At 66.9% G+C, this 19829-nt stretch carries 20 protein-coding genes and 2 pseudogenes; 5 read left to right on the top strand and 17 right to left on the bottom strand.

Going from position 1 to position 19829, the window contains the following annotated elements:
• Positions 1-299: 299 nt before the first annotated feature.
• Complete coding sequence (locus ACFWU9_RS29415) at positions 300-1397, top strand: transposase (RefSeq protein WP_384323743.1); 1098 nt, start codon at positions 300-302, stop codon at positions 1395-1397.
• A 237-nt stretch (positions 1398-1634) separates the two neighbouring features.
• The gene (locus ACFWU9_RS29410) at positions 1635-2003 is read left to right on the top strand and encodes a hypothetical protein (RefSeq protein ID WP_384323741.1); all 369 of its coding nucleotides are present in this window, start codon (positions 1635-1637) and stop codon (positions 2001-2003) included.
• A 699-nt stretch (positions 2004-2702) separates the two neighbouring features.
• On the opposite strand, the gene ACFWU9_RS29405 is transcribed toward ACFWU9_RS29410, so the two are convergent.
• The 16 genes and pseudogenes from ACFWU9_RS29405 to ACFWU9_RS29330 form a co-directional block, all read right to left on the bottom strand.
• Positions 2703-3359, bottom strand: a complete 657-nt coding sequence (locus ACFWU9_RS29405; protein ID WP_384323739.1) for a response regulator transcription factor — start codon at positions 3357-3359, stop codon at positions 2703-2705.
• A gap of 527 nt (positions 3360-3886) precedes the next feature.
• On the bottom strand, positions 3887-4282 hold the full coding sequence (locus ACFWU9_RS29400; protein ID WP_384323736.1) for a hypothetical protein: 396 nt from the start codon (positions 4280-4282) through the stop codon (positions 3887-3889).
• Positions 4283-4425: 143 nt separating this feature from the next.
• On the bottom strand, positions 4426-5364 hold the full coding sequence (locus tag ACFWU9_RS29395) for an endonuclease/exonuclease/phosphatase family protein (RefSeq protein ID WP_384323734.1): 939 nt from the start codon (positions 5362-5364) through the stop codon (positions 4426-4428).
• Positions 5365-5445: 81 nt separating this feature from the next.
• Positions 5446-6333, bottom strand: coding sequence for a LexA family protein (locus tag ACFWU9_RS29390; protein ID WP_384323855.1), 888 nt, complete (start codon positions 6331-6333; stop codon positions 5446-5448).
• Positions 6334-6435: 102 nt separating this feature from the next.
• Positions 6436-6633, bottom strand: a pseudogene (locus ACFWU9_RS29385) (hypothetical protein); the annotation flags it as partial.
• 123 nt (positions 6634-6756) lie between these two features.
• Entirely contained in the window at positions 6757-7452 is a 696-nt protein-coding gene (locus ACFWU9_RS29380) for a hypothetical protein (protein ID WP_384323732.1), read from the bottom strand.
• Positions 7453-7663: 211 nt separating this feature from the next.
• Positions 7664-8053, bottom strand: coding sequence for a hypothetical protein (locus tag ACFWU9_RS29375; protein WP_384323730.1), 390 nt, complete (start codon positions 8051-8053; stop codon positions 7664-7666).
• A 138-nt stretch (positions 8054-8191) separates the two neighbouring features.
• Positions 8192-9415, bottom strand: coding sequence for a cytochrome P450 (locus ACFWU9_RS29370; protein WP_384323728.1), 1224 nt, complete (start codon positions 9413-9415; stop codon positions 8192-8194).
• Positions 9412-10650, bottom strand: coding sequence for a cytochrome P450 (locus ACFWU9_RS29365; protein ID WP_384323726.1), 1239 nt, complete (start codon positions 10648-10650; stop codon positions 9412-9414). Before ACFWU9_RS29365 ends, ACFWU9_RS29370 begins: the two co-directional genes overlap by 4 nt.
• Positions 10647-11240, bottom strand: a complete 594-nt coding sequence (locus tag ACFWU9_RS29360; RefSeq protein WP_384323724.1) for an ATP/GTP-binding protein — start codon at positions 11238-11240, stop codon at positions 10647-10649. The genes ACFWU9_RS29365 and ACFWU9_RS29360 overlap by 4 nt, the downstream gene beginning before the upstream one ends.
• Positions 11221-11580 carry a DUF742 domain-containing protein gene (locus ACFWU9_RS29355; RefSeq protein WP_384323721.1) on the bottom strand — a complete coding sequence of 120 codons (360 nt, stop codon included), beginning with the start codon at positions 11578-11580 and terminating at the stop codon, positions 11221-11223. Before ACFWU9_RS29355 ends, ACFWU9_RS29360 begins: the two co-directional genes overlap by 20 nt.
• The gene (locus tag ACFWU9_RS29350) at positions 11577-12014 is read right to left on the bottom strand and encodes a roadblock/LC7 domain-containing protein (RefSeq protein WP_384323719.1); all 438 of its coding nucleotides are present in this window, start codon (positions 12012-12014) and stop codon (positions 11577-11579) included. The genes ACFWU9_RS29355 and ACFWU9_RS29350 overlap by 4 nt, the downstream gene beginning before the upstream one ends.
• Positions 12004-13416 carry a histidine kinase gene (locus ACFWU9_RS29345; protein ID WP_384323716.1) on the bottom strand — a complete coding sequence of 471 codons (1413 nt, stop codon included), beginning with the start codon at positions 13414-13416 and terminating at the stop codon, positions 12004-12006. The genes ACFWU9_RS29350 and ACFWU9_RS29345 overlap by 11 nt, the downstream gene beginning before the upstream one ends.
• Before the next feature lie 265 nt (positions 13417-13681).
• Entirely contained in the window at positions 13682-14365 is a 684-nt protein-coding gene (locus ACFWU9_RS29340) for a hypothetical protein (RefSeq protein ID WP_384323714.1), read from the bottom strand.
• The gene (locus tag ACFWU9_RS29335; RefSeq protein ID WP_384323853.1) at positions 14362-14880 is read right to left on the bottom strand and encodes a DUF6415 family natural product biosynthesis protein; all 519 of its coding nucleotides are present in this window, start codon (positions 14878-14880) and stop codon (positions 14362-14364) included. Before ACFWU9_RS29335 ends, ACFWU9_RS29340 begins: the two co-directional genes overlap by 4 nt.
• Positions 14881-15288: 408 nt before the next feature.
• Positions 15289-16026: pseudogene (locus ACFWU9_RS29330) on the bottom strand (SAM-dependent methyltransferase); the annotation flags it as partial.
• Positions 16027-16264: 238 nt separating this feature from the next.
• Between ACFWU9_RS29330 and ACFWU9_RS29325 the strand changes: the two are divergent.
• From ACFWU9_RS29325 to ACFWU9_RS29315, 3 genes are all read left to right on the top strand, one after another.
• Positions 16265-17749 (top strand): helix-turn-helix domain-containing protein, encoded by a 1485-nt coding sequence (locus tag ACFWU9_RS29325; protein ID WP_384323851.1) that lies wholly within the window; start codon positions 16265-16267, stop codon positions 17747-17749.
• Positions 17746-18456, top strand: coding sequence for an HAD family hydrolase (locus ACFWU9_RS29320; RefSeq protein ID WP_384323711.1), 711 nt, complete (start codon positions 17746-17748; stop codon positions 18454-18456). Before ACFWU9_RS29325 ends, ACFWU9_RS29320 begins: the two co-directional genes overlap by 4 nt.
• A 267-nt stretch (positions 18457-18723) precedes the next feature.
• Positions 18724-19347: a 2'-5' RNA ligase family protein gene (locus ACFWU9_RS29315; RefSeq protein WP_384323709.1), complete on the top strand. Its 624-nt coding sequence runs from the start codon at positions 18724-18726 to the stop codon at positions 19345-19347.
• A gap of 114 nt (positions 19348-19461) precedes the next feature.
• Here the strand turns inward: ACFWU9_RS29315 and ACFWU9_RS29310 are convergent, their stop codons facing one another.
• On the bottom strand, positions 19462-19629 hold the full coding sequence (locus ACFWU9_RS29310; protein WP_384323707.1) for a hypothetical protein: 168 nt from the start codon (positions 19627-19629) through the stop codon (positions 19462-19464).
• Between the last annotated feature and the right edge of the window lie 200 nt (positions 19630-19829).

Here is a 19829-nt window from a genome sequence, read left to right as displayed (position 1 = left end):
GTATTTTATGGTCTTGGGGGGCCGGCTCGTTGCTTTACGGGGGGGGCGCCCCTCCCACAGGCCCGGGCTTCTTCCTACCCCCCCGGGACTCTGCATCTCCAATTAAGCAACTTAACTGGGGGCGTGCGTCAAGTTTTATGTGTCAAAAGCTGAGCTTCACAGCACGCGAGCATCTGCTCATCGCCGCCGTGCAGGGCATCCGAGGCCCGGAGAATCCTCAGCTCAACGACTGAGCGCCTCACCGCGCCGCGCTCGGGACCTCCAAGACCGATCGCGCCGACGCGCGGCCGCTCGCTGCCATGACCCTCGCCGGAGAGGGGCGCCCGGCCGTCGTGAACTCCCCGGCGGCCGAGGCACTCCGGGTAGTGGCGCACGCCCACCGCGCGGCCGTGGCGGGACGGGTCGAGGCTGTGCACACCCTGCGCGCGGCGCTCGTCCGCTTCTGGCCGGCGGCCGTGACCGCGTGGCCGGCGAGCACCGGCAGTCTGCGCAGCCCACAGGCACGCACCCTACTTGCCGCTGCCCCCGGCCCCCGGGCGGCAGCCGCTCTCCGGCCCAGCCACCTTGCCGCCCTGTTGGCACAGGCGGGCAGGACAAGAACGGTCACACGCGAGGCGGAAAGGCTTCATGCCGCCTTCCGCCGACCGGCGATGCTCCTCGACCTGCAAGTCGAAGCCGCCGAGTCCATACGGATCAGGCATCTCCTCGACGTCTTCGACCAGGCCGTCCGACGGGCCGACGCCCTGGAGCAGGACCTGAGGAACCTCTACGCCACGCACCCCTTTCACCAACTGCTCTCCGCCGTCCCCGGGTTCGCCACCATCCTGGGCTCCTATCTCCTTGCGGAGATCGGAGACAGCCCGGTCGAGCGGTTCGGCAGCGGACGCTCACTTGCCGCCTACGCAGGCGTGGCACCCGTGACCTGGGCATCCGGCCAGACGATGAGAGTCTCCTTCCGCCGGGCCTCCTCGAAACACCTGCGCAGCTCCCTGCACACCGCGGCCTTTTCCACCATCAGCCATTCACCGGGCGCCCAGAGGTACTACCGGCGGCGCCGCGACGCCGGCGACCCCCACGCCACCGCACTGCGCAAACTCGCACGCGAACTCCTTCTGTCCCTCTACCACTGCATGGCCACCGGCGCGCCCTACGACGACGGCATCGCGTTCGGCTACGACCCCACCACGCTCGACACACTCGTTCTCCGGCGGGCCAAGCCGCTGAACGACGAAGAGATCATCCGGGCCCGCAGCATGCTCGACACCCCCGGCACGAACGCCACCGCCACCGCACAGGCTTTCGGGGTCAGCACCCAGACGATCTACCGCCACGTCCTCGGCCGCCCGAGACCCCGGTTACCCGCCAACGACGTCCGAGACCGGAGGCGTTCACCGTAACGCGGTGAAGGCCCCCGCTCTCGGCCAGATCGGGAGAGGCGGGCGGACCCTGGTACGCCCGAAGCTATCCCCGGGCTCCGAGCCCCGACGTGGGAATGGCGACCACGGACCCCGTCCGCCTCGCACAATCACGAAAGAAAGGTCCGGCTCACAGTCGACCCGGGTGAGCCCTCACCACGAGGACCGACACGGCCCGGTTCCTGACCGGGCCGCTTCCGCGAAGAAAGGGCTGATGGCGTGCTGCTGGATTCATTCCTCAAGCAGATCCCGGACGACATCCAGCGGATAATCCTCAACAGTCCGGACCCCCACGGTCCAGACCAAGTCGACCGCTTCACCACTCACACCCAGTACGTCTACCCCCTCGTGCAACCCGACGGGAAGCCGACCGAGACGGTGCTGGCTTCCTTCGAGTCCGCAGACGTCGACCCGCCGGCGCTGATCAATCCCCAGGCTGGAGACATCGTCGAGCTGACCGGGGTGCCGGTACTGGTGACCGAAGTCGAAGAGCAAGAGCAACCCGACGACGAAGACAGCCGCCTCATCACATGGCGTACGGCTGTCGTCCACGAGATTCACCCTCTGAGCCGAGAGCTCCCGAACTGACTCACGTCTTGCCGACACGAGACAACACGGAGCGCCAGGGGCAGTCCGCCGACCCACGCACAAGAGGTCACATTGCCAGTGGCTTGTGCCACACTGCCCTGCCCGGGAAACTGGACTGCTCCCCGCTACAGCGGGGATGGCCCGTTGCCGGCTTGTCAGCCAGTCAGCGAGCGAACCTGCTCCCCGCGCCTGCGGGGATGTACCAGCTGGGAGTTTCATCTCCAACTGGCTCCCCGCCACTGCCGGGACAGGGAAGGCGCCCACCCCGCTTCGGGTGGGGCTTCCACCTTGCGCTCGGTCAGCTGGTCTCAGTCTCCCGGTCGCCCCATCGGCCCTTGCCCGGCATACTCGCCATGGCCTCCCGGATGTCCCGTGCCGCGTAGGTGTCACCCGGAGAGCGAACCAGCGGCGGGCAAGGGCCCCCGGGGGCTCCCGCGGTTGCCCCTACGAACAGGCGGCACTCCGGTCCACCCCTGCGACCGGCCGGAGGAGGCTCGGCACCCCGCACCAAACGGAACTTGCCCGGCTCGGATCGGGGGAGCCAGCAGGGCCGTTCGGTCCATTGCCTTGGGTGGAAGGACGGTTGAGGAGCGCCGATAGGTCCGCAAGCCAGAAGCCTTGTACGCGAGGGTGCTCCAGTGCCGGGGCGCATTAGTGCACTCCACGTGCCCGAGGTGACGGGTCCTCAGCCAGAGCACCTCAGATCAGGCCTTGTCGCATGGCGTAGGCGACGGCGTGCGCCCGGTTGCTTAGTTGCAGACGGGTGATCACTTGATGCAGGACGTTCTTGATCGTCCGCTCGGAGTAGCCCAGCTTGGTCGCGATGTCGGAAGTTTCGTGTCCCTCGGCGACCATTCGCAGGACCTCGATCTCTCGTTCCGTCAGTCCGGTGAGTTGCAGGCCGCGGGGCCCGAGCACCTGGCTCTGGAGGCGGCCGACCCTTTTGAGGAGGCTTCCGAGCAGGTCTGGCGGTAGGTGTCCTTCGCCCCGTGCCACGGTTCCGATGACGTCCACGAGATGCTCCGGCGTGGCGTCGGAGCGCCTGACTACCCCGGCGACGCCGAATTCCGCCGCGCTCACCAGCTTCTGCTCATCAATGTCCGTGGTGAGCAGGACCACGCGGCTGGTACTGGTGCGCATGATGCGGCGCAGCGTTCTCCGTGCCTCCTCGTCGACCGTGTCCACGACGGCGACCACTATCTGGGGCGGGGTCTCGGCCTCCCACTCGGTGATGCTGACCTCGGGCCGGGGGCGGAGCTGGCTCACGACTCCGGCTTGCGATATAGGGTCCCGTGCATGGATGGCGACTGAGATCCGAGGAGTAAGGGGGTTGCAGCCAGTACGTGTGGCCGACATGGGCCCTTCTTTGAGTAACAGGTGTGCGGGGTGTGGGCTGGGTTGCTCTGGGCCGCCGGTTCGTGGGGACTCCAGTTAGCCTGGCACGGCAGCACGCGGTTCGTAGCTCCGGCCTCTCTTTCCTAAGTTGCACGGAATTCCGGCGCCCGACATAACCCTTATTTTCACTCGATGTATCCGGTTACTAGATATTCAGCTGTGGCCGTTCTTTTTGATCCAGTCACTCACATCGTTGAACCTGCTCTCCGTCAATCTGTGACGACTCTTCGACGCGTCGGTCGAAGGCGGCCTCACCGTGTCGTGATTCGGGCTCGGCGTTGACAGCCCGGTGCCATGCTGGGGCTGGAGCGTGGCTAGCCTGCCGACGATGTCGCTGGCCCCGGCCAGGAGAAGCCCCCACGTGCCCGCCCCCTGCGAGGGGGCGGGCACGTGAGCCGTGTTGCTCTAGGCTGCGGGGCGCGTGGTACCGGGGCCCGGCCCGACGAAGCGGACGGGCCGGACCGCCGGCCGGGGACAGGCAGGCTTTGTCATGCGTCCGACCGTTGCCCTGGGGCCTGCGCAGTCACCTTTTTGTGGTCGGCTAGAATCGCCTGGACTTTTCCGTAACTCATATTGAGCGTTCGGGCTATTCCTCGGATCGATAGATCTTTATTGATGTGCAGATCGATGATCTCGCGAGTCGTCTGTCGGGCCGCCTTCCGGCGGAGCTCCTTCTTCTTTTGTTTCTCCCGATGAGCAATTTCCGCAGCGGCTTTCGGGTCTTTCAGGTAATCCTCGGCGAGTTGTCGTTCCGAATCTGTCTCGGGACGTGCGAGGAGGGTGAGATCGCAGATCCTCCCTTCCTTGCGATATGTCAGGTAGCCGCCCTTTTTGAGGCATACCAGACGGCGGCTGACGGAGTGGACGGGCAGGTCCATGGCCATGCTGATCTCCTTGGAGGTCAGCGGGGTCCCCGCACGGAGCGACTGCTCCACGAGGTGGAGGACGACCAGGGACAGGGGTTCCAGATCGCTTCGGGACGGTTGATTCACGAGAGGGCGACCTTTGCTCGTTCTCGCTGCGGAACTCACGCGGTGAGCGCCATCGGCGGCAGGGGCTCCATGCGGCGGTACAGCGCCTCGACCGCCTTGGCGTGCGACAGGTCGACCACCAGGCCGTGATGGTCGGATATGCCCGTGGTGTCCAGGACGCGGACCTCCAGCACCGCCTGGATGAGCCAGGGGTCCAGGTAGATCCGGTCGATCCGCCGGCCACCGCCCTGGCCCTTGGCGGCGTGGCCGGCCGTCGCATCCAGGGCGTTCGCCTGCCCCAGCTCGTGGTATGCGTGCCGGGCCGGGTCGTGCAGACCGCAGGCCAGCAGCGTCTCGTCCAGATAGGTGCAGCTCGTCCGCGTGCCGTTCGGCCCCTTGTTCGTGCGGTGATGGATGTGCGGCCGGTCAGTGATCTCCTTGCTCGTCCAGTCGATCTCCGGCACCTTCTCCCCGGCCGGCACCGGGTACTCGTTGCAGTCCCCGCCGCCGATGAAGTGCTTTTCCTGCTTCATCTTGTCGGCGAGCGCGGACAACTCGTCGGCTTCGCGTTCACGGCCCTTGGGGGAATTGAACGAGGTGTGCCACGACGTCGCCACGATGTCGCACCCGGGGGCTCCGTCGAGCCACGCGATGACGTTGGTGGGCGGCGTACGCCAGATCCCCACGTGCTCGACCTGGCTGACGACGTCGAACACACCGGGGCGGAGGAACATCCCGGTGGGGTTGCGACCGGAGCCGTTCGGGCTGAGGAACCCGCGCATCCCCAGCGCCCGCTCCGCCGCGTGGAGCCGCCGGTTGCCGTCCAGGTGGCTGTAGGACATTTCCTGCCGCAGCAGCAGATCCGGCCGAAGCGGCGCGAGAAGTTCGTGCGCCTCCCGCCACCGCTGCGGCGGCCTCTTGCCGGGCTCGTCCGGCCCGCCGTCGACCTCTAAGTTCAGTGAGATGAGGCGGACGACATGCGCACGATTCTTCATGGGGCTCCCTTGTGATCGGTGTGGGTGTGCATCGGGGCTGTTCGCGTGGGACACGGGCGGTGCCGGGGCCGGAGGGCTGTGTCAGGGCCGTGGTGGACGACAGGGAGAGGGTCGTTCGGCGTCTTCCGCGCCAGGGTCGGGCCGCAGGCCGGAGCACCTAGAAGCCACTGCGACGACAACTCCGAGGAGGACCGCATGATCCGCGTCCCCGACACGGGCGTCCGGGTGCAGTTCGGTGAACCGGCTGCTGGCGTGGTTTTCTCTCACTGGGGTGAGGACGGCTCTTCCGTCACTCAGGACGGCTGCCAGGTCACCGTGGGCCGCGGTGACCTGCCGCTGGATCAGGAGCACATCCCTGTCGCTGATCGTCCCGTGCGGGCCGTGAGTGAGTGGATTGCCGGTCATGCGCTGCACGAACACGTCCGGGCATCCGCGCAGCCGGCGCGGCGAGCCGGACGAGTCCGCCACTGCCGGCTGCCTCGATCTGACCGCCCCACCGGCGAGGACAGTGCTCCGGGACCGGCCCGAAGTGGCGATTACGTACCCCATCTCTTCGAGTACCAGAAGTCGATCCTGCACAACCGACTTGACAATTCCGACTGCTTCCCCGATTTCCGCGTATGACGGCGAGTACCCGTTCTTCTGTGTCGCGGCCCTGATGAAGGAAAGAATCGATGCGAGCTTGTCCGTGAGACCGGTCCCGTCACGGATCCCGCTGAAGATCTCCGTCATGATTCCCACGGTGACCGGTATCGCAGTGGTGTCGCCCGGGGGGTGCGGGACTCCGTTGAGGGGTACTTCAGCCTCCGGCCCGGTGAGCGTGAGAACCATATGCCCGCCGGTTTGAACGGCCGCCAGCTGGCCGTGGTCCGCAGCGCTCTGCCTCGTGAAAAGGAGCAGGTCCCCGGCTGTGATCATGCCGTGCGGCCCGGTGAACAGAGGTTCGCCGGTCATGCGCTGCACGAACACGTCCGCGCATCCTCGCAAAGGACGCGGCGGGCCGAAACCCTCTTCCGCTGCGGGACTCGTCGGTTCCGACGGAAACGTGACCACAGTGCTCCGCGGGATTCCGCTAACGGTACGCAGATAACCCATTCCGTTAAGTGCGCCAATATGGTGGGCCACCCCTGACGTACTTCTCAGCCCGACTGCATCCCCGATTTCCTTGTATGACGGCGGGTGCCCATTGGCCTCAGCAGCTTCCCGGATAAACTCCAGAATCTCCTCCTGCTTCGCCGAGGGGCGGACTTCGTCACGGGCGTGACACATGAAAAGACTCTTTCATCTTGGGCGGTGAAATGAAGGACTGGGCGAGGACGGACGGAACCACCCCCGCGAACCTCCGAAAGGCGGCCGTAGCGTAGACGGCATGGGGCCGCGAAAAGTCATGCCTCAACTGGAGACGTGGATCCTCTCCAGAAATGACGGCGAGGCGGGAACTCCATGAACGTTCTGTTCCGTGAGGTATTCAAGGACAGGCCCGCCGAACACCAGCCCTCGCCGCCAACGGCGGACTCTGCCGTCTACTTCACAGAACGCGGGATCTGCAATCCCCGACTGCATGAGGAATTCAGAGTTCTCCCGCGTGAGCAGCTCTCTCCCGTCACTCTGCACAGCCCAAATGCCGTCCTCGCCTTCTGACAAATTGACAGCATGAGGCACGGTGACGGGGGCGGGGAGTCGGGGCACGCGTTCCATAATCAGGAAGTCCGGATCATTCTCAAAACGTCTCCACGTGATGTGGGGGGAGATCGCGGTAAGCTCCCGGGCCAGCCGTGCACTGGCGATCAGGTCCTGAAGACCCACGTTTCTAGCGAGCAGGAGATCGGAATCCACCTCGCGTAGCTTCTCGATACGACTGAGCGCCATATATGCAGCCAGTTCGCGCCGGGAATCTGCATCGGTTGGTTCAAACTCAAAGAATACCGCGAAATCAACCCCCTGGCGCCTTAGGTGTTCCTTGGCTTCTTCTGGTGCCGGGGCGTCCGGAAAACACCAGGTGGCCGGGTATTTTGTGTGAGGTTCTGCCCCGTAACGGCCGAGCAGTAGCAGAGTTTCAGTTCTCACCGGCCCCGGAAACTGAATCATGACCTGTGTTCTCACTATTTCATCCCCTGATTAGTACGCACGGTGTGTTAATTGTTTTGCGCCCTCCTTTCGTCCCTGGGATCCGGAGTCTGACCCCCCGCCTTTACCGCCCCATCTGGGGCGCGATAGTGCAGGGGGCATCCGCCTGGCCGGCGCTGACAGTCCGACCAGGCACGGTGGATGCCATTCTGCGGCCCGAATGCCCGGCGGCTCACGCCGGGAGGATCATTTCCCATTCGGTGTCTGCGTCACCTTCGAGTGGTTCAAGCAGAACTTCCGGAACCGATTTGGAAATCTCTTCCAAGAAAAGACCGAGGGTTTCAACAGACAGATGTCTCCCCCAGGTGACGAGGAGCGGAAGAAGCAATCCGATCGACTCACCGTACGACACCTCAGCCCTCCGGTGGGCGTCGCGTGTCGCGAAGGTGAGCGTGACGGATTTTCCACGGATGTGCTGAAATAGTGTTGTGCTCATTTCAGTGTTAGGGCATGAGAATTCCGGGACATTCGATTCCCGGCTCCGGGTGGTCTGCTCCCACCCCGCAGCTGACAAATATGTGTGGATTCTTCGGCTTATCTCTTCGAATTCTTCAAAAGCCATGTGGGTCAACTTGTCATTCTGGAATACGGGCAGGGGAACGGGCTGCCCGGACAGCTGGCGTCCCCGTGCGGCGTGTGGAGGCACGCGCACGGTTTGACGGTGTCCGGGCACCCCGGCTTGTGGGTGGCGGGCTGGGGGTCAGGTGGCGGGGCCGGGGAGGACGGGCAGGGACTGGTAGTCGTTGGCGATGAACGAGGGGCGCTGGACGAGGGGTGTCTGCGGCTCCGCAAGACGCAGGTGGGGGAAGCGGGCGAAGAGCCGGGGGAGGGCGATACCGGCTTCGAGGCGTGCCAGGGGGGCGCCGAGGCAGTAGTGGACGCCGTGGCCGAAGGCGAGGTGCTGGCGCTCTTCGCGGTCGATGCGGAACTCGCCCGGGCGGGGGTTGGTGTCCGGGTCCAGGCCCTGTCCGCCGAACCCGATGAGGACCGCGTGCCCCTGGGGGATGGTGACGCCGTCGCCGAGGTCGATGTCCGCGGTGGCGTAGCGCAGGGGCAGGTGCATGATCGGCGGGTGCTTGCGCAGGGTCTCCTCGATCACGTCGGCCCAGTGGACGGGGCCAGCGAGAACGGCGGTGAGCTGGTCGGGGTGGTTGAGCAGTTCCACCACGGCGTGGTTGAGCAGGGAGACGACGGTTTCCGCCCCGGCGCCGACCATCAGGATCAGGGTGCTGGCGAGCTCGTCGTGGGTGAGGCGGTCCTCGTCGTCGTGATGTTTGAGCAGGAGGCTGGTCATGTCGTCGCCGGGCTCGCGCCGTTTGGTGTCGATGAGGACGTTCATCGCGGCGAACAGGCCGGTGCGGGTCGCCTGGTCCTGCTCGGGCGAGACGCCGGCGTCGAGGACCGCGTCGATCACGCGCAGCATCCCGGGCCGCTGGTCCTCGGGGACACCGAAGAGGCCGCAGATCACCCGGGTTGGCACCTGGTAGGAGAAGACGGCCCGCAGGTCCACGGCCTCACCGCCGGCGGAGCGGGCTTCGAGTTCGTCGAGGATCTGGTCGACGAGTGCTTCGACCGCCGGGCGCATGGCCTCGATCCGGGCCGGGGTGAATGCCCGGCCGACCAGGCCCTTGAGCCGTGCGTGGTCGGCGCCGTCGGAGGTGAACTGGGACTTCACGTCCACCCAGGGGGCCAGCCAGGGTATGGACCACGGCTGGTAGCCGGGCCAGCTCCGGCGGGCGTCCTTCGATATCCGCGGGTCGACCAGAAGCTTCCTGACGATGTCGCCGCGGGTGACGGACCAGCCGGGGACGCCTTGCGGCATCACGATCCTCACGGCCGGGCCGGCAGCCCGCAGTTCACCGAGCTGTTCGTGCAGGCGGCGGCCGGTGGTGTCGAGAACGACGGGTGAGTTCGGTGTGCTCATGCGGGACCTCCTGAAGACGCGGCGGAAACGGCGGGTTCATCAGCGGGCTGAGCGCGGAAGCGGATACCGAGGGTGCGGGGGCAGTGGAAGAAGGGGCCCGGCCGGTTGACGTCCCTGGGACCTTCGAGGTCGAGGTCCCACAGGCGCTCCAGAACGGTCTCCAGAGCGGCCTGGGTCATCACGCCGGCCTGGCTCTCCGCCGGACAGCGGTGCTCACCCAGGGACCAAGCCAGGTGGGAGCGGTTGTCGTAGCCGAGGCCGGCGAGTTCGGGGTCGGCGCCGGTGGCGGCGTGGCTGATCATGATCGGTGTGTCGGGCGGAATGGCGATCGTTCCCAGGAGCGTGGTGGGACGCACGGCGTAGTACACGGCGAAGTTCGCCAGCGGCGACAGCCACAGCGCTTTTTCCATGGCGCGCCGGATGGTGACGGTGCCGCCGCTGAGCGCACCGGCGTAGCTGTCGTCGTTGAGGAGCAGCAGCAGCGCCTGGGCGATCCACGAGGCGGTGGGGATGGTGCCCGCTCCGACGAAGCAGAACAGCTGATGGATGATCTCCTCGTCAGAGAGCCGCGCGGGGTGGGCGATCATCCAGGACGTCAGGTCATCGCCCGGCTTGCTGCGCTTCTCCGCAACGAGCTGGCCCAGGACGGTCGCGAAGTCCGTGGCGGCCTGCGCGGCGTCCGCCTGGGCGCCGATGACGCCCTGGCCGGCTTTCACGAGCTTTCCCGCCATGCCGGCGGGGCAGCCGAGGATGTCGGCGAAGGTGAGCAGCGGCAGCATGTCGGCGAACGTGGCCATCAGTTCGGCCCGCCCCTTGGGCACGAAGGCAGCGATGAGACCGGCGGCATGGGTCTGCGTCCGCTCGCGCAGCTCGTGCATGTCGATGCGCGCCAGACAGTCCTCCACCACCCGCCGCAAGCGCTTGTGCCGTTTGCCGTGCGCGAAGAGCACGTTGGGGCGGAACGCCATGATCGCCAGGACCGGGCTGTCGGGCGGGACCTGACCGCTGTTCAGGGCCGCCCACCGGCGGCTGTCCTTCGTGAAGTCGTCCGGGTGGGTCAGCAGCTCGACCGCGGCGCGGTGGCCGGTGACGACGAGGGCGGGTGTGTGGGGGGCGATCTGCGCCCAGCTGACCGGCCCGGCGGCCCGCAGCGCGGCGTAGGCGTCCTGGGGGCGGGCGGCGAACGCCTCGTCGAACAGACAGGGCATGGCGGACAGGTCGGGAGGCTGGGTCATCGCGCGGGCTCCGTACGGCGGCTGAGGATGATGTCGTTGACCAGGGCGATGAGCGCCTGCTTCGCGGACTGGCGGCTCCGGGCATCGACGCGCACCAGCGGCGTCCGCTCGTGGAGGTCCAGCGACTCTCGTATCTCCGCGTCCTCGAAGAGAGGTGACCCGGGGAATTCGTTGATCACGACCGTGTAGGGCAGCCCGGCATCTTCCATCAGCGTGAGGCTGGGGAAACTCAGCGACACATCGGAGGTGTTGACCATGACCAGGCCTCCGAGCGCTCCGCGCATCAGCTCGTGCACCATGCTGGTGAACCGCGGCTGTCCGGGGGCGCCGAAGACGTAGAGGACGATGTCGTCGGTCAGGGTCAGGCGGCCGAAGTCCATCGCCACGGTGGTGGTGTCCTTCCCCTGCACCTGGCCCAGGTCGTCGATCAGCTGACCGGCCCGGGTCATCCGCTCCTCCGTGCGCAGTGGCTCGATCTCCGACACAGCTCCCACCAGCGTGGTCTTGCCGACGGCGAACGGGCCCAGGACGACGACCTTCACCGGGCGGGCCCCGGCCGGAACGTAAGGGTCAGAGTTTGTGCAGCGCATCCAGGAGAGTCCTCAGGAATTCGTCGTCCGCGCCCGCCGCAGCGGGCACGAACGGGGAGCGGGAGACGAGGTGGTGGCTGTCGACCAGGCCCGAGACGATGACCTTGGTCACCGCCACCGGCAGCTCAAGGCGCGCGGCGACCTCGCCTATCGACACGGTCCCCGGCAGGCACAGGTCCATCACCCGGTGCGCGTGCGCCCCGAGGCCGGCCCGCTCCACCTGCCGGTCCGCTATCAGCAGCGTCGCCTCGTCAAGGCTGGCGCGCGTGGGGACGGCCCTTCCGCCGGTTGCCGTGTAGGGCCGCACCAGACCCTGCCGCCGGTGCGGGGAGGGGCTCATGCCCCCGTGCTCCGTTCCCGCGCGTCGAGCACTGGCTTCAGCTTTTTGATCATCGTCATGGTCTCGGTGATGGCCAGAGCGGCGTCCGGCCCCATCGACTCGCCCTCAACCGAGACCGCGACCCCCGTGCGCGCCGTGGCGGTGAAAGAAAGCACGGTGACGCCCTTGAGATCACCGATGACATGACGCACCGGAAGCGCCTCGCTGGTGCTTCGCCCGCAGAACGGACGCAGTTCCTTTTGCAGGGAGTTGACACCCGACAGCGCGGCGGCAGCCTTCTCGGCGTCGGCGCGCCCGAGCCCGTCCGACTTGGCCAGCAGGAGGCCGTCGGAGCTGAACAGCACGGCATGGATGATGCGCGGCTGGGACTCCACGAGAGCGTCCAGGGCCCATCCCATGTCGGTGGTGTCCGCGGTCGGCTGATCACTGGTCATCGTTCGTCTCCTCGGTGGAGTCGTAGGCCTCGCGCAGTGCCCCGGTCAGGTGTCCGAAGCCCGCGTCGATGGCCTGGGGGTCGTAGGTGTCGGTGAGGGGTTCCTGCCCCGGCTGCTCCGGCAGGGGCTCCGGGCGCAGGACGCGCCGGCGCTTGGGCAGCCCGGACACGGTGGTGGAACCCAGCGCGGACTGTTCGTCCGCCACGGCGGGTTCGGCCGGGGCCGCCGGCAGTTCGGCAGGCAGTGCGTCCGATCTGTCCAGCACAGCGGGGGCCGGGTTCCTGTTCGTGTCCCTTGGGGCGGGGGCGAACAGACGCGACGGCACGAACAGCACCGCCTTCACCCCGCCCCGGATGGAAGGCGCGCTCACATCCGCCCGGAAGCCGTACTCCTGGCTGAGCAGCGCCACGACCGGGAAGCCGAGCTTGCGCTCATCCTCCAGAGCGGTGACGTCCAGAACCGTCCGGCCGGACAGAATCCGTGCTGCCGCATCGCGCTGGAAGGAATTCATCCCTCCGCCGCCGTCCGCGATGACCACCTGGAAGCCGTTGGTCTCCTTCAGCAGGTAGACATCCACCTGCGCGGGCGAGCACGAGGCCCCGTTCTCCATCAGCTCGGCCAGGGCAATCGCGATCGGCTCGATCACCCGCCCCTCGATGAGCTGCTCACCAGTCTCCGGCTGGTAGTTGTACGCCACCCGGTCGTAGGGGCCGATGCGCCCACGGGCGCTCTCCACCACCTCCCGGAAGGTGGCGTCCGCCCGCAGCATGCCGGGCCAGGAGCCCGCCAGGACCCGCAGCCGCTGGAGCGCGTGAAGCGCCCGCGTCCCCGCCCGGTCGATCGCGAAGAGACCGGCGTGGTACTCACTGGCCTCCGCGTGCTTCGTCAGCTCTTCGGTGATCGTGTCCTGGAGCCGCGCCAGATGGGTCTGCGCCTCATCGGCGATACCCCGCACACCGGCCCGCGCCGAGCGGACCACCTTCGTACGCGACGCCTCCACGGTCGTCAGCAGCAGCTCGGCGACCTCCCGGTGCAGGGTCTCGAACGCGGTCCCTTGCAGCCCCGGGTTCAGCAGAGCGGGCACCACCACCCCCGGATGCCGGTGGACCTCCGCCTCGATCACGGCCGGCAGCCGCACCTTCCACAGATGCTCCGCCTCCGCTACCGCGCTCCGGTACCAGCCGGCCGCCGCCTCCGCTTCCCGGTGCTGCCTCTCGCACTCCTGCCGCAGTTCTGCGGTCCGGGCCGACGCCGATGCCTGGGCGTCTTCCGCTGCGGCCACCACGGTCCGGGCATGCTCCTCGGCACCGAGGCGGCCCCGCCGCTGGACGCGGGCGACGGCGACAGCGCCGAAGAAGCCGAGCCCCAGCGCCGAATTGACGATCAGATCCGCCGCGGTCATGACCGCCCCCCGTTCCCCACGGCGGGACGACCGCAGTGGACGCCCGGCGGGACAACGCGTGCCGGAGACGTGCCGGGCACGCCGGGAAGAACGGCTGCTGTCAGAAAAGAGCTGGTCATGAACGTCCTCGGGACGGGTCGGGAGACGGTCGCAGAAGTGGAGGCCGCCGCGAAACAGGGATCCTGCGGGCCGCAGGCAACGGGGGATGTGCCGTACAGCACGCGGGGCGTATCCCGGCGGCCGGTCTAAGGGGCGCCGCGGGGCATCAGACAGCGAGCCCGAGATCAGACAGGTCGACCGGGGTGACCTCGTGCAGGGAGACCGCCTCCCGGGCGGCGAGAATCCACCGGGTACGGAGGTCGTCGCCGTACCGGACGAAGGTGAGATCCTCACCCGGGGAGGCAGGCAGCGGCTGGAGGGTCTCCGGGTGGTAGGCGACGCCGGCGACGCCCCAGGCCGAGGCGTACCCCACAAACGCGGCGGCCCAGCCCTCCCGCAGATGCGGGCAGTTCACCAGGGACTCCCTGGCGCAAGCTTCATGTACCGGAGGCACGGCCGTCACCTCACCCTCGGCGATCTCGCGGCCGTCCGACGTGCCCATCACAAACAGAAACCGCTCATCGGCCCTGCTGCCGACCACCGACCCGCCGCAGACCTGACACAGCTGATGCCTCATACAGCGCCGCTGCCTCAGCGGATGCACCCGGGCCAGAGCCGACTTCCCCCTCCCCCTGCCCAGCGGCACCCGAGTCCACAAGACCGTCTCGAACCGGTCAACAACCTCCACCTCGTCCGCGTAGCCGAGCCCCACACCACCGCAGCCCCGGCGCTCCACCAGCTGCCCCAGGCGAGGAACCTCACCCGACCACGGGGCGACGTACGGCACCCGCAGCCCGTTCCAGAACAACTGCTCGGGGATCCGGCCGGCAATGCCGGTGGCCGCCGTCATGAAAGCCCCCCGGCCACGCCCTCGTGCTCAGTCACTGGGTGTCCAAGAGCCTCCGGCGTTGTCAGCCCGAGCGGACCCGGAGACCCGCTGTTTGCTTCAGCGAGACGCAGGAGCAGGCCCGCGCTCTCACCCAGGGCAGCAGCATGGGCGACCGCCTCCGCCGGCCCATCGGGCGTATCGGACCCGGCGAGATCCTCAGCATCCGCACACCACTCCCGCACGGCACTGCGCTCGCGGCTGCTGAGCGGCAGGCCCGCCCGGTAGAACTCCGCCGGCGGCAGCAGCGCGCCGATCACCCCACGCAGCAGCACAATCACCTCGCGGACCGTCTCAGGGAGCGGCACCACCCCCGACCTGGCCCATAAACGGGCAAGGCGGATCGCCTCCCGCACCTCCGCGGAACTCACCTCACCGGCCTGCTCAGAGAGCACCTGCGAGGGATCCGCACCATCCAGCACATCCAGCAGCACGTTCACCCCCCGCGCCAGGCGAACCGCACGGACCTTCAACTCCATAAGACCCACCGGCCCGTCAGCATCCACCTGCGCGAGAACCTCAGCCACCACCCGCTCACCCTTCGCACCTGCCGCAGCCTCCACCTGACGGCACAACGGCATCAGACAGCCGCGCATCCGCAGCGCATGCTCGGAAAGGGCAGCGAGCGACAGATCCTCCGCACCATCGCCGAGGACCGCCTCCACCTGCTCGCGGGCGACCGCCCGGATGGGGACCTGCGCGGTCACGACGGTCAGCGTCGAGCCCCCGGCCACGACAAGAGCCGCAGCCGTTCCGCGGTCATATATCTGCATCTGACACCCCGTAAGTCGCTTTCGATGACGTACTGAAGGACGGGACGCGGCTGCGGCGCCGGAACTCACGGACTGAGGACACGGGCGATCCCCGTACACCGCCGTCGGCTTCCCCGGCTCCTCCGCCCCCCACGCGTTGACGAACACCACACCTGGGGGCACGAGTTCGAGACCCTCGAAGAACCGCTCCACCTCCGGCCGTGTCCGGGGCCGCAGCGGGATGCCGCCCTTGGCGTACACCGCCGCGGCCTTGGCCCCCTCCTCGGGGTGGGCGTCCGCGGTGGCGTGCGAGAGCACGACGTAGCTACCGGGCGCGAGCGGGTCCACGAGGGCGCGGACGATGCCGTACGGGTCCTCGTCATCCGGGATGAAATGCATGAGGCCCACAAGGGACAGCACGATCGGCCGCCCGAAATCCAGAACCTTGCCATCGCGGACCGCTTCGAGGATCGCGCCCGGCGCGCGTACGTCTTCCTGGATGAAGTCCGTCCGGCCCTCAGACGTGCTCGCCAGCAGCGCCTCGGCGTGCCGCAGCACGATCGGGTCGTTGTCGACGTAGACGACCCGGGCTGCCGGTTCGAGTTCCTGCACGACCTGATGCAGATTGGGCTCGGTCGGGATCCCGGTACCGATGTCGAGGAACTGGGCCAACCCGTCACCCGCCAGCCAGGCAGCCGTCGCGGCCATGAACGCACGATTCGCCCGCGCACCCTCGCCAGCCACCGCTGGCAGCCGCACCGCGATTTCCTGGTCCACCCGGTAGTTGTCCTTGTCGCCCAGCAGATAGTCGTATACCCGCGCCGGATGCGGCCTGCTTGTGTCAACCTGCGGCTTGGGGATGCGATCAGTCATGTTTTGCTCTCTCAAGCGACTGGAATGCGGCGGATGCCGACTGACGGGAGTGACGTTGCGTCGGCATACCCAGGGATAGTCGGAAGGGGAAGGCGCGGTGAGCCCCGCCCCGCCTGGACGAGTCTGGGAGCAGCGAAGGCCGCCGGCCATCTCTGAAGCGATATCTCTGCGGAGATATCGCGCCAGCGAATACTCTGTAAGAGGCCAGCCAACTTCCATTAGTGCGATGGGTGCCGCCATGAAGTCGCCGAACCGTACGTGCAGCTCCTGCGGAAGCGGACTCAGCAAGTACAACTCGGCCAGAACCTGTGCGCCGTGCTCCCGCCTGCGTCGGGTCCCGGACAGGGCATGGCGTGACCGGGAAGTCCACCATGCGCTCGCCACTTGGGAGTTCGGCGATCTGGTGAGGCGGCTGCGGCAACGTTCGGGGCTATCCCAGACGGACGTGAGTGAGCTGACAGGGCTTGCCCAGTCCTTCATCTCCGCGTTGGAGAGCGGCCGGAAGCGGTTGGGGAGTCCCGAGGTACTCATCGACTTCCTTAACGGCCTTGATCTGCCGACGGACCTGAAACCGCTGCTCCTGAGCCCCTTCAAGGTTGCAGATCCGCAATCGCCAGACGTCCTAGACCCCGCATTGCCGTGGACAGTGGACCGTATGGTGACGTCACTGGAAACGGCAGCCGGAGGATCCACAGTGAAACGTCGAAGAGCGCTGACAGCCCTGAGCGGCGCAAGCATCACGCACTGGGTCTTGCAGTCGGCGGTTGCCTCCACAGAGCAGGTGGCGGCACCGGCCTCCGGAGGCACGGTGGTGACTCCGCCGTTTGTCGATGCGCTCCAGAGCGTTACCGACGGCCTGCGCCAGATGGATGCGAGTAGCGGTAGTGGGGACCTGGCCGACACCGCGCGTCCCCACCTGAAGTTGTTGCTCGGGTTGATGAAACGAGGAAAGTACGACGAACGAACGGGTCGTCACCTCGCTGCCGTGATCGCAGATACCGCGATCCAGACCGGTTGGTACACCTTCGATGGGGGGTCCTACGAGGAAGCAGAGGGGTTCTTCCTCGGCGCGCTGCGCGCTGCTCACGCTTCGGGAGACATGCGACTCAAAGCCGGCGCCTTGTCTTACCTCGCCATTCACGGCTACTCGGTGGGTAACCCGCACACAGCTGTCAGCGCCGCGCGAACGGCACGGCAACTGACCAGTGACCAGGACTCCCCTTCGCTGCACGCGATGCTGCTTACACGACAGGCTCGTGGGCACGCTCGGCTGGGCGAGGAACGCCGGGCGCGTGCTGCCCTCGACGAGGCGCGGATCCTCTGTGACCGTGGCGGAGGCGAAGACGATCCGCACTGGTTGTACTGGGTCAATCCAGGTGAAATCCTCGGCCAGAAGGGCAGTTGTTACTTGGACTTGGGCCAGCCTGCAAAAGCGGTCGCCGCTTTCACTGAGGCCCGAGAATTCCTGAAACGCGACGAGACCCGAACCCATGCCCAGTTCCTCTCCCGCGCCGCCACCGCGCAACTACGGGCCGGGGATGCCGATGCTGGATGTGCCACGGGTCAGGAAGTTCTCTCTCTCGTCGATGGCGTTCGCTCGGCTCGTTTGGATGACCATCTTTACTCCATGCTCCGCGAAGCTCGTCACTTCAATGACGCAGCACCAGCGCAGTCTTTCCTGGAGCGAGGGCGAACAATTCTGAAGGAGCGCAGAGTTATATGATTCTAGTGCTGTGGGATATCGATCGGACGCTGCTATACGCGGGTGACATTGACCGGCGCGTCTATCGTGAAGTATTTAGAGATGTTGTAGGCCGAGAAGCACGCGTGCTACCTGCGAGGGGAACCGGTGTCACCATGCCACTGGCCGTGCTTGAACTCCTCATATCGAATGGAGTACCGAAGGCGGATGAGGAACGTCTGGCTCGTCAAATCGTTGACCGTCTGCCGGAGCGCCTGAATTGTCATCGAGAGGCACTCCGTACCGAAGGGCGCCTCATGCCTGGCGCGCTTACCGCTCTCACTGCCGTGCGACGATCCGAGTCCTTCATTCCGACGATCGTCACAGGAAATCTTCGGGGAAGCGCCGAGACTAAGTTGTCTGCCCTCGGCCTGGCTCCGTACGTTGACACCAGCGTGGGTGGTTACGCATCAGACGACTCACACCGACCTGCGTTGGTGCGTATCGCACAGCGGAGAGCAGAGAAAGCTTACGGACACAAGTTCACCCGCGCGAACACAGTGATCATTGGTGATTCTCTCCAGGACGTCCTCAGTGGACGTGAAGGGGGTGCCAAAGTCATCGGCGTAGCCTCCGGAACCACTTCAGCGCTGGACCTGGTGACCGAGGGCGCCGATCACGTCATTCCCGATCTGCGGGATGCTGATGGACTGATCCAGCTGATCAGAATTGCTGCCGACGGCCAGTGATAGCTGTACGGCAACCAAGCGGTTAGCGAGCTGGCGCTCTCGTGCAATCATGCTACATAAGACAAAGGCTCTGGTGCGGGTGCTGGACATTGCGAAAGACCACCGGCTCGCACTCGTCAGACATCGAATGCTGGACCTGACCGCGGAACTGGGCCACGTCCGTGCGGGCGACCGTGGTGCTGAATTGCGAGTGAAGATCCGCACATGGTGTCGTGGGTCTGCTGCTCTCTCGTCAGGCCCGGGTGGCACCTGAGAGGATCACGGGCCATGGGTACCCCTGACGAAGCGATGCGAGATCACTGGTGGTGGCGGCCGGGATGGAACGTCGGCCGCCGCTTCTACACCTGGCACCTCACGTTCGAGGGCCAAGAGGATATTCACCGATTGGCCGGAGAGTACCGAGACCGCCTCGCCGATGTACCTCGCCTCACGCTGATTCCCGATCGATGGCTGCATCTGACCATGCAGGGCGTCGGGTTCGTCGGAGAGGTGAGCGAACAGACGGTCCGGGACATCGGCGCCACCGCAGCGGCCAGGCTCGCGAAGATCCGGGCTTTCGATATCGAAGTCGGCCCGGCGGTCATCGATCCGGAGGCTGTTCTCCTGCCCGTGTCCCCGGCCGAACCCGTCCGGGCTGTCCGAGACGCAATCCGTGCAGCCATCCATGATGTCATGCAATCGATCCCTGAGCAGGCAGAGGGGTTTCGTCCACACGTATCGGTGGCTTACAGCGCAGGAACAGGACCTTCGGAGCTAATCAAACAGAGCCTGGCTGCGCTCACTGTCCGTTCCGCGACGGCGCGAATCACTTCTGCCGAACTCATCGTCCTCCACCGGGACAACCACATGTATGAGTGGACTCCGTATGCGCAGGTGGAACTCGGTGAGTAACAGGCCCCACTGACTCCACCGTCACCGCTCTGCTGTCATACAGGGTGCGGCTTCGGTGGCGCCAAGGCGGAAAGCCTGAACAGGCCTTCACGTTGCCAGCTCTGGCAGGGGCTCCTACCACCAGCACGGTACGGCCGTACGGCCGTCCGCCGCCTGCGGCACCGAGGTCAGCACGGGACGCAGCCGGGCCACCGCGATCCGTCCCTGGTTGAGGCCGGTGTACGGGGCCCCGTCTCCGCGGCGGTGTTCCGGCGCGGGCGCCAGGTCGACCGGCGTCTGCACCGGCCCGTCCGTGCATAACGGCGCCGCAACCTGCACGGCCGGGAGGCACTCCACAGCTCCGCGGAGCCCAGCCGACTGAGAAGGGGGAGTGCGGGGGGGGGGCCCCGCCGGGGGCCCGGGGCCCCCGGGGGGGGGGGCGCCGCGGGGGGCCGGGGCCGGGGGGCGGGGGCGGGGGCGCGGGGGGGGGGCCGACCGGGCGG

The organism is Streptomyces sp. NPDC058653, assembly GCF_042716895.1.
GTDB lineage: Bacteria > Actinomycetota > Actinomycetes > Streptomycetales > Streptomycetaceae > Streptomyces.
The sequence above is the reverse complement of the archived record's forward strand: the minus strand, read 5'-3'. Positions and strand labels throughout refer to the sequence as shown.

Excerpts from the sequence above, each read along its gene's own strand:
- ACFWU9_RS29415 (WP_384323743.1), top strand. The coding sequence starts at position 300 with ATGACCCTCGCCGGAGAGGGGCGCCCGGCCGTCGTGAACTCCCCGGCG.
- ACFWU9_RS29405 (WP_384323739.1), bottom strand. The coding sequence starts at position 3,359 with ATGTCGGCCACACGTACTGGCTGCAACCCCCTTACTCCTCGGATCTCA.
- ACFWU9_RS29400 (WP_384323736.1), bottom strand. The coding sequence starts at position 4,282 with ATGGCCATGGACCTGCCCGTCCACTCCGTCAGCCGCCGTCTGGTATGC.
- ACFWU9_RS29395 (WP_384323734.1), bottom strand. The coding sequence starts at position 5,364 with ATGAAGAATCGTGCGCATGTCGTCCGCCTCATCTCACTGAACTTAGAG.
- ACFWU9_RS29380 (WP_384323732.1), bottom strand. The coding sequence starts at position 7,452 with ATGATTCAGTTTCCGGGGCCGGTGAGAACTGAAACTCTGCTACTGCTC.
- ACFWU9_RS29375 (WP_384323730.1), bottom strand. The coding sequence starts at position 8,053 with ATGGCTTTTGAAGAATTCGAAGAGATAAGCCGAAGAATCCACACATAT.
- ACFWU9_RS29370 (WP_384323728.1), bottom strand. The coding sequence starts at position 9,415 with ATGAGCACACCGAACTCACCCGTCGTTCTCGACACCACCGGCCGCCGC.
- ACFWU9_RS29365 (WP_384323726.1), bottom strand. The coding sequence starts at position 10,650 with ATGACCCAGCCTCCCGACCTGTCCGCCATGCCCTGTCTGTTCGACGAG.
- ACFWU9_RS29360 (WP_384323724.1), bottom strand. The coding sequence starts at position 11,240 with ATGCGCTGCACAAACTCTGACCCTTACGTTCCGGCCGGGGCCCGCCCG.
- ACFWU9_RS29355 (WP_384323721.1), bottom strand. The coding sequence starts at position 11,580 with ATGAGCCCCTCCCCGCACCGGCGGCAGGGTCTGGTGCGGCCCTACACG.
- ACFWU9_RS29350 (WP_384323719.1), bottom strand. The coding sequence starts at position 12,014 with ATGACCAGTGATCAGCCGACCGCGGACACCACCGACATGGGATGGGCC.
- ACFWU9_RS29345 (WP_384323716.1), bottom strand. The coding sequence starts at position 13,416 with ATGACCGCGGCGGATCTGATCGTCAATTCGGCGCTGGGGCTCGGCTTC.
- ACFWU9_RS29340 (WP_384323714.1), bottom strand. The coding sequence starts at position 14,365 with ATGACGGCGGCCACCGGCATTGCCGGCCGGATCCCCGAGCAGTTGTTC.
- ACFWU9_RS29335 (WP_384323853.1), bottom strand. The coding sequence starts at position 14,880 with ATGGAGTTGAAGGTCCGTGCGGTTCGCCTGGCGCGGGGGGTGAACGTG.
- ACFWU9_RS29325 (WP_384323851.1), top strand. The coding sequence starts at position 16,265 with ATGAAGTCGCCGAACCGTACGTGCAGCTCCTGCGGAAGCGGACTCAGC.
- ACFWU9_RS29320 (WP_384323711.1), top strand. The coding sequence starts at position 17,746 with ATGATTCTAGTGCTGTGGGATATCGATCGGACGCTGCTATACGCGGGT.
- ACFWU9_RS29315 (WP_384323709.1), top strand. The coding sequence starts at position 18,724 with ATGGGTACCCCTGACGAAGCGATGCGAGATCACTGGTGGTGGCGGCCG.